General features: G+C 48.4%; 7 protein-coding genes. All 7 read left to right on the top strand.

Annotation, left to right across the window (positions count from 1 at the left end; all coding sequences use genetic code 11):
• The first annotated feature begins 344 nt into the window (after positions 1-344).
• The gene (locus H0Z23_RS08110; RefSeq protein WP_296868940.1) at positions 345-1,745 is read left to right on the top strand and encodes a sodium:solute symporter family protein; all 1,401 of its coding nucleotides are present in this window, start codon (positions 345-347) and stop codon (positions 1,743-1,745) included.
• On the top strand, positions 1,742-2,992 hold the full coding sequence (locus H0Z23_RS08105) for a HAMP domain-containing sensor histidine kinase (RefSeq protein WP_296868939.1): 1,251 nt from the start codon (positions 1,742-1,744) through the stop codon (positions 2,990-2,992). The genes H0Z23_RS08110 and H0Z23_RS08105 overlap by 4 nt, the downstream gene beginning before the upstream one ends.
• Positions 2,993-2,999: 7 nt before the next feature.
• Positions 3,000-4,355, top strand: coding sequence for a sigma-54 dependent transcriptional regulator (locus tag H0Z23_RS08100; protein WP_296868938.1), 1,356 nt, complete (start codon positions 3,000-3,002; stop codon positions 4,353-4,355).
• Positions 4,342-5,562 (top strand): hypothetical protein, encoded by a 1,221-nt coding sequence (locus tag H0Z23_RS08095; protein WP_296868937.1) that lies wholly within the window; start codon positions 4,342-4,344, stop codon positions 5,560-5,562. Before H0Z23_RS08100 ends, H0Z23_RS08095 begins: the two co-directional genes overlap by 14 nt.
• Before the next feature lie 210 nt (positions 5,563-5,772).
• The gene (locus tag H0Z23_RS08090) at positions 5,773-7,023 is read left to right on the top strand and encodes an NRAMP family divalent metal transporter (RefSeq protein WP_296868936.1); all 1,251 of its coding nucleotides are present in this window, start codon (positions 5,773-5,775) and stop codon (positions 7,021-7,023) included.
• A 104-nt stretch (positions 7,024-7,127) separates the two neighbouring features.
• Positions 7,128-7,883, top strand: a complete 756-nt coding sequence (gene pxpB / locus H0Z23_RS08085) for a 5-oxoprolinase subunit PxpB (RefSeq protein ID WP_366928890.1) — start codon at positions 7,128-7,130, stop codon at positions 7,881-7,883.
• On the top strand, positions 7,880-8,792 hold a 913-nt coding region (locus tag H0Z23_RS08080; protein WP_296868935.1), incomplete at its 3' end, for a biotin-dependent carboxyltransferase family protein. The genes pxpB and H0Z23_RS08080, both read left to right, overlap by 4 nt.

Below are 8,792 nucleotides of genomic sequence, written 5' to 3'. Positions count from 1 at the left end.
AGGTAGGGTGCGGAGGGCAGCCCTCATTACGCTCCATCACTACAAAATAATGGACCCTGTAAATAACTACCGCATCCAGAAGTCGAGGCTTTATTTTTGGTGTTTTAAAGATGTTATTTGCAACAAATAGTTTTTTGCATACAACGCCAAAAGTAAAGACCTGACCCCGAAATCCGAAATCTGGGGAGCGTAATATATAATTGTTTTATGGATTTTTACAGTTAGGCAAAGGAGAGGATAAAAATAAGAAATAACCTTTGGCTCCTTGATTGGGTCATCTTCGCTCTTTTGATTTTAGCTCCCTTTTTGGTAACTAAGCTCTGCATAAAGGGGCGGAAGAAAAGTTGAGCGTAAAAGCGCTACTGATGCAAATGGCCGGTTTCGGCGGGTATGCTCTTCTGGTTATCCTCCTGGCAGGCCAGGCCTTTTACTGGGATGAAAACCGCAGATTATTCTATCTGGGAGGTAAGAACCTTTCTCTTTCCGTCTCTGTAGCGACCTTCGTCGCCACATGGATGAGTGCGGCAAGCCTTATAGGCTACACCGCCTGGCTTTACTCCGATGGATATCAGGCATTCACTGCCTCCGTCAACGGGTGGATTCTGGGATTGGTTTTTCTCCCTTTCACTGTAAGCAAATTAAGAAAATCAAAGGCCCTTTCCCTGCCTGAATGGCTTGAGGAAAACTTTCAAGACCAAAGGCTGAGAAAGCTCTCCGCCTTAGCGCTCCTTGTGGCCTACAGCCTGTATATAGTGATTCAATTCCGAGTGTTCGGCTCCATAGTATCAAGCATGCTCGGGACTCCACCTATCATTTCTTCTATACTCATCTACCTTTTCGTCATCTACACCACTTTCGGAGGCTTGCCCTCCGTCGCCAAAAGCGACGCCCTCAACCTGATCATAATTGTCCTGGGCGTGACAATAGGAGCACTGTTTGTGTTAAAGCAGGTGGGAGGACCTATCAAACTACACGCGGACATTGCCAAAACTCACCCCCAGCTGCTTGAGATACTGGATAAAAGAGGGGCATTATTTACTTTTTCAATAATGCTGGGCTGGGGCTTTGGCGTAGCATCAAATCCCCAGTACGCTATCCGCATAATGTCGGCAAAGCGCCCAAGAACAGCTTTTTCAATGCTTTGGATCTCTGCACTCATAATAGGCTGGATATACGCCTGCACCACTTTTATAGGCCTAGGAGGCAAAATACTGTTTCATACAGCAAACATAACCTCTCACGGAGAATCCTTGTACACCCTAATGTCTACCTTCTTGCCGCCACAAATATATACTCTCTTAATGATAGCCATACTTGCTGCTGCCGTCAGCACTGCCAACTCACAGCTTCTTCTTGCTACATGTTCCTTCTGCTACGACCTGTTCCCTTCATGGTCCGCCCATAGGGAAGACGACATCATCCACGAAGACCGTTTCCTGCTCATAAACCGCATAGGCATAGGCCTAATAGCCACATTTAGCCTTGTTTTGAGCCAGCTCCCCCTTCCAGGCATACTGGATCTGGGGCAATACAGCTGGGCTGTAGTATCCATATGCTTCTTTATGCCCATGTACATACCAAACAAAAAGAGAAAAGAAAGCCTCTTTACGGCCATATTTGCGGCCTTGGTACTTCATACGTTTTTGGTCTACGCCCTTCATGTCCGCCCAGAACAGGCCTTGCTGCCAAGCCTATGCCTTGAAGGACTTATATGGCACCTACCACCAGGGAGGGACAAGGCATGAAAATAAAAAGCCCTAGCCTGGAATTCATGGTAAAGACCATAGTCTCCATTCTAGCTATAATAATTACCATTGGAGTTACAGGAACCGCCCTGTATGTGGAATACCAAGACCGCCTCAACGCAGAGAAAAATCGGCTGGAAGAAGTAAGCTCCCTGGTTAAGTACTTAAGCACTTCGGAAGCGACGTTGCTGGTGAATAAGGTGGGAGAAAACTGGATATTCTTAACTGGACCAAAAGAAGAAATGGGAAGCTACAAATTAGAAACCGCCGACGGCTTTAAGTGGCATGTAACACTGGATCACAAAAAGATTTTTTCAGAAATGCTCTTGAACAGGCGGCTCGTCCTTGTCATGGGGATGATAGGCCTGCTTTTAGCCCTGGAGATAGCCATACTGTTGGCTTACTCGTTAACCAGGCCGCTAAAGGCCATAGCATGGGCATGCCATGAAGTCAGCAGTGGAAAGTGGATTCACGTCCCGGGCAAACCTTCCAAATTCCGCGAAATCCAAACCCTGAGAGAAACTTTCAACTCCATGATAGATCAGCTAAAAAAATGGCAAGACAGGGAGCGCCAAGTAGCAAGGGCAGAGCGCCTCGCAGCCCTGGGGCAGCTGGTTGCAGGGGTATCTCACGAGATACGAAACCCCTTGGCATCCATGAGAGTACACCTGGACCTTCTTTCCGAAACGGTGCCTGAAGAGGGTAAGCCTTCCCTCACAGTCCTGGATCAGGAGCTCGACCGGCTGAACGGCACGGTCAACCAGCTACTTAGCTTTGCCAGGCCAAAAGCACTGGTGAAAGGGCCCGTAAGCGTAAAAGAACTTTTTGAATGGACCTTTAACATGGTCAAATTACAGCTTTCAAAGAAGAAAATTCAGTGGCACCAAAAATTACCAGATGGAGACATTTATGTCTGGGGCGACCGGGATAAACTGCAGCAAATGCTGCTGAACCTGGCCCTTAACGCCATAAAGGCCATGGAAGAAACAGGAGGAACCCTAGAAGTCAAAGCCCTAAAAAAAGAGGACTTCTCCCTTTTGAGCATAAAAGACAGCGGGCCAGGCATCCCACAAGAGCTCATTGAAAGAATATTTGACCCATTCTTCACGACACGGTCAGATGGGACAGGATTGGGCTTACCCATGGTCCTGCAGATAGTTCAGATGCATGAAGGCTCCATAGAAGTTGATCCAGGGCCAGGAGCAGAGTTTAAAATACTTTTGCCGTTATACCACGAAGGAGGCTAAAACTAGCATGTATAAACTTTGGATAATTGAAGATGAATTGGCACTGGCACAGGGCCTGAAGATAGCCTTTGAAAAGGAAGGAAATTACTCCGTATCTTTGGCCCCTTCATTGGGTGACCTCAAAGAGCTTTTGTCGAAAGAAACCCCCGACATAGTGCTTTTAGACATAAGGTTGCCCGACGGCGACGGCCTTGATGCCCTTCCCCATATACTGAAGGCATCACCACAAGCCAAGATAATAGTAATGACGGCCTTCGGTGAGTCGGCCCTCATAGTCAAAGCCATAAAAGAAGGGGCGTATAACTATCTAGATAAACCTTTCCCTCTTGAGGCCGCCCGAAACATGGTCGCCAGGGCCGCAGAAAACATATCTCTGGAGAGAGCCGTTTCCAAATTGAACGAGGACACCACCGTGAACCTTACTGGCTCCTCTCCCCAAATCCAGCAGATACGAGCCTTTGTGGAAAAGGTGAGCAAAGTTCCAGACTTGAACATCCTCATAAAAGGCGAAAGCGGCTCAGGCAAAGAGGTACTGGCCCGGCTGATACACAGGACATCCGGATACAAAGGAAACTTCGTGGCCTTAAACTGCGCTGCCATTCCAGAAAACCTCCTGGAGGCAGAGCTTTTCGGCTATAAAAAAGGCGCCTACACGGGAGCAGTCCAGGACAAAATGGGCCTTGTGGAACTGTCAGACGGAGGAACCCTTTTCCTGGATGAAATAGGAGATATGCCCTTGCCTTTGCAAGGAAAGCTTCTCAGATTTTTGGATTCCAGGACGTATCGGCCATTGGGAGGGACAAAGGAGATAAAGGTCTCCTTAAGGGTAATATCTGCCACGTGCCAAAACATAGAAGAGAAAATATCAAAAGGAGAGTTCAGAAGGGACCTTTACTACCGTATAGCAATGTTCCCTATAATTGTTCCCCCTCTGAGGGAAAGGGGGAAAGACGTTCTTGAAATTTTCCACACATTTGTAGACCAGTACAGCAAATCGTTTAAGCGCCTTCCCTTATCGCTGACACCGGAGGTAGAGGAAGTATTCCTGAACTACAGCTGGCCTGGAAACTGCAGAGAGCTTAAAAATCTCGTTGAGAGGCTGTTTATTTTAAAAGACCCTAACGACAGATGGATAAGGTTGGGCGACCTCCCTGACAGAATGCTTGACGACCTGCCCAACAAAGGCAAGGCCCTAAACTCCATACAAGGACACACCCTCCAGGAGAAAATAGAATCCTTCGAGAGGCAATTGATTGAGGAAGCGCTGGGAAAAACCCAGAACAACAAATCAAAAGCTGCAGAAATTCTTGGCATCTCGCGGTTCGCCCTGCTTCGGAGGATGCAAAAGTATGGCATTGAATGATCTGCGCCACGAGCTAAAGCCAAACCTAAACACAAAAATAACTCCCTTGCCACTTATACTGCCATCGCTTAACCTACTGACGTTGCCAGCCCAAGCCCTGGAGGAGGAATTGAAACGACAACTGGAGGATAACGTCTTTCTCAGCGTAAAGCCATCTTCGCCCGCTGTGCCCCTTAGCTCACTAGATGGCGATGCCGATTGGATCGAAAACATCCCTTCCCCGGTAAGCTTTGAGGAAAGCCTATCAATTCAATTGAGGCTGATAAAATCCCTAGACGGACTGCCCGACGAAGCCATAAACATCCTCATTCAAGGCCTGGATTCAAGAGGCTATTTGACGGAGCACGCTGCAGAAATATTCTGTGGCCTCACAGGCATGGACAAAGAAAAGTTTCATTCGCTCCTGCAGGAAATTCAGAACACCGTAGATCCCCCAGGGCTCTTTGCCCAAAACCTACAGGAATGCCTTTTAATACAACTGAGGCGTAAAGGCATGGAAGGAAAGGACCCATGGCTAATTTTGGCCAATGGATGGGAGCACCTTGTCAACAGAGACATAAAAGGCCTTTCTAGACTGTTTGGATGGCCACAGGAAAGAATCCTAAAGGCTCTGCAAGAAATTAAAAAACTGGACCCCAACCCTGGAGCGGATTTTCTTTCGAAAACCCAGTTTGTAATACCGGAGGTAGCCTTTATAAAGGATGGCAAAACGTTGAGGGTCCACCTTCTTCACGAAAATTTACCCCAACTGCATCTGGACACGGAGCTTTTGGAACACATAAGCATTCCCACCTTAAGGAGCCAATGGTTGACAGCCAAAAAAGTCCTTATAGCTTTTTCCCTGCGATTGCGCACTAAATTGAGGATATCCCAGTTTTTGGCAGATGCTCAAAAAGCATTCCTGTTAGGAGACGCCAATGCTCCATACCCTATGACGCTCAGCGCTGTCGCCCAACATACGGGCTACCATCCCTCTACAGTGCAACGAATCGTCAAAACCACGTGGGGACAAACCCCCGTTGGAACAATCTTGCTGGATAAGCTCCTTTCAAGACCCCTCAAGGCAAGGCCAGACATGTCCGTAGCGCAACTGCGAAAGGCCATAAGGGATGCAAGGTTATCAGGGAAGTCTGACGAGAAACTGGCCTCAGAACTTAAAATTCCCCGCAGAACCATAACGTGGCACAGAAACCAAATGCATCTATAGAAAATCTACGTTCGCAACCCGCACAATGTGCGCTGCGCGAACATACAAAACCCGCAAACTGCCCCTATAGGCAAAAACGCATTCTCCCAAATATTTTATTTTTTAGCATCTTTATTTTTATTTTCTCTATTTTTCATCCACGATGGCAATTTTGGCAACTTTTTTGCATATATAAAGGTGAGACTTAATAATTTTTTGGAGGTGGTTTTCGTGTCAGAACCAAAGGTAGCAACTGAAGCAAAGGCAGGGTTGGGAATTGCGGCGGAAAAGGAAAGAACGAGAAAAAACACCTTGTCCATTCTTCTTGGGGCGGCCTTTCTCATGGCTACTTCTGCCATCGGGCCAGGCTTCCTCACTCAAACAGCAGTTTTCACCGAGAAACTGAAAGCTGCGTTCGCTTTCGCCATCTTGAGCTCTATCCTGATCGACATCGTGGTGCAGCTTAATATCTGGCGTATTCTTGCAGTATCCAACATGAGGGCCCAGGACGTGGCCAATAAGGTTTTGCCTGGATTAGGATATTTCATAGCCTTCGCCGTGGCGCTAGGCGGTTTGGTCTTCAATATAGGGAACATCGCTGGAGCTGCCATGGGCCTTAACGTCCTTACGGGGATATCCATGCCAATCGGTGCAATAATCAGCGCAGCTATAGCTATTTTCCTTTTCTTGAGAAAAGAGCTCGGGAAGGCTATGGACAAATTCGCACAGGTCCTGGGATTTGTAATGATAGGCATGGTTCTTTTCATGGTATTTAAGACCCAGCCTCCCATTGGGTTGGCCCTCAAAGAATCCGTATTGCCTTCTACCATTGACTGGATGATAGTCCTTACGCTTGTAGGCGGTACTGTCGGCGGTTATATCTCCTTCGCCGGAGCCCACAGGATAATTGACGCTGGCATCACCGGAGAGGAAAACCTCCCTTCCATAAGCAAGGGCGCCATAAACGCCATAGGTATCACGGGAATCATGCGCTTCCTCCTTTTCTTGGCCATTTTGGGCGTCGTACTTATGGGGCACAAACTGGACCCAAGCAATCCTCCTGCATCGGCATTCCGTCTCGGCGCAGGCAATTTGGGTTACAAGATATTTGGCGTCATCCTCTGGTCCGCTGGAATAACCTCGGTCATCGGCGCTTCTTATACATCTATCTCGTTCCTCAAGACCCTCTTCAAATCCGTTAACGACAAGCTTCGCGCATGGATGATAGGATTCATCATCTTCTCCACAGCCATATTCGCCACCGTAGGAAAACCTGTCGCCCTCTTGATCTTCGCCGGCTCAATCAATGGGTTAATTCTCCCCCTTGCCTTGGTCTCAGTCCTTTTGGCAGCTCATAGGAAGGACATTATCGGCAGCTACAAGCATCCTCTGTGGATGTCCATCATCGGATATGTAATGGCAGCCTTCACCATGTGGATGGGCTTCATGTCCCTCGGAAGAATATTTACTCTATTCAAATAAGCTGGATTTGCTCTTCGCTTCCGCGGCCGTCAAGGCCCGGAAGCTTTTTATTGTTTAAGCTGATTTAAAGGTGTATTTTTATTATGCAAGCACAACCCATGGAGGTGAACCTGTTGGAAGAATCGACCTACCCCAGGATTCTGAACGCCGGAGACAGCTGCATTGTCATAGAATTCGGCTCAACCATTTCTCTGGAAATCAACGGCCAGGTTCAAAACCTTTGCCGATCACTCAAAGATAAAAACATACGAGGGATAAAGGAGCTTATACCTACATACCGCTCTTTGGCCATATACTTTGATCCTCTTGAAATCCCCCTAGACAAGCTCAAGGAAACATTAACCGCCCTATCTGAAACAAGCACCGAAAAGGCGGCCCCTGGAGGCAAACTACTTGTCATACCTGTTTGCTACGGCGGAGAATTAGGCCCTGATATAGAAAATGTGGCAAAGCATAACAATTTGACCGTGGAAGAAGTAATTGAAATCCACACAAGACCAGATTACTACTGCTATATGCTGGGCTTTACCCCTGGCTTTTCGTACCTCGGAGGCATGGACGAGAGGATAGCTACACCAAGGCTTGAGACTCCCAGAACCCTCATACCAGCGGGAAGCGTAGGCATCGCTGGCAAGCAAACGGGCATATATCCCATCGACAGCCCTGGAGGATGGCAGCTCATAGGCCGCACTCCGCTCAAGATGTTCGACCCTGCATCAGAAAACCCGACACTCATAGAAGCCGGCTACTGGGTGCGCTTCAAACCCATATCTTTCGAAGAATACCAGGCCATTTCTTCCGAAGTCGCTAAAGGAACTTACCCGCCTGAAATCCTCGAGAAAGAGGGTGACGCCCAATGAGACTTGAAGTAATTTCTGGTGGGCTTTTAACAACTGTGCAGGACCTTGGGAGATGGGGCTTTCAGGGAATAGGCATGCCTGTCGCAGGGGCGATGGACAGCTTTGCTCTCCAGGTGGGGAACATAATCGTTGGCAACGACCCTAACGCAGCGGCATTAGAGATCACCGTCATGGGGCCAACTCTTCAGGTTTCAGAGGGAGAAGGCGTCGTATGCCTCGCCGGCGCCTCTTTGGATATGCGGATAAACAAAGAAAAAGCCCCTACTTGGACCGCCATCCGTGTAAAGGCCGGGGACAAAATCTCTATAGGAGGCCCTACAGGACCGGGATGCCGTGCCTACCTATGTGTATCTGGCGGAATAGATGTCCCCGTTGTTATGGGAAGCCGTTCCACTTACCTTAGGGCCCACATTGGAGGATTGGAGGGGCGGGCTATTCAGAAACAGGACACCCTCCTTACAGGGCCATTGCCAACATTATGGCAGCTGTGCGAAGGTTTCAGTTGCCCATCGTGGATAATCCCACCGTATGGGCAAAACATGCCTATCAACGTCATATTGGGGCCACAGGATGACTACTTCACATCTGAGGGTATAGAGACCTTCTTAAGCTCCGAATACACCATAACCAACGAGGCAGACCGCATGGGATACCGGCTGGACGGTCCAGAGATAGAGCACAAATCAGGGGCTGATATAATTTCAGACGCCATTCCACTAGGAGCCATACAGGTTCCAGGAAGCAAAAAGCCCGTGGCCATGTTGGCAGACCGCCAGACTACCGGTGGATACACCAAGATAGCGGTCATAACCACCCCTCACATTGCACTTTTGGCTCAGCGGCTCCCTGGCGAAAAAGTTTCCTTCAAGAAGGTATCTTTCGAAGAGGCCGCAGCAGCACTCAAAGAGG

The sequence above is a fragment of the Thermovirga sp. genome (assembly GCF_017656375.1).
Classification (GTDB): domain Bacteria; phylum Synergistota; class Synergistia; order Synergistales; family Thermovirgaceae; genus Thermovirga.
This window is presented reverse-complemented; position numbering and strand designations above follow the sequence as displayed.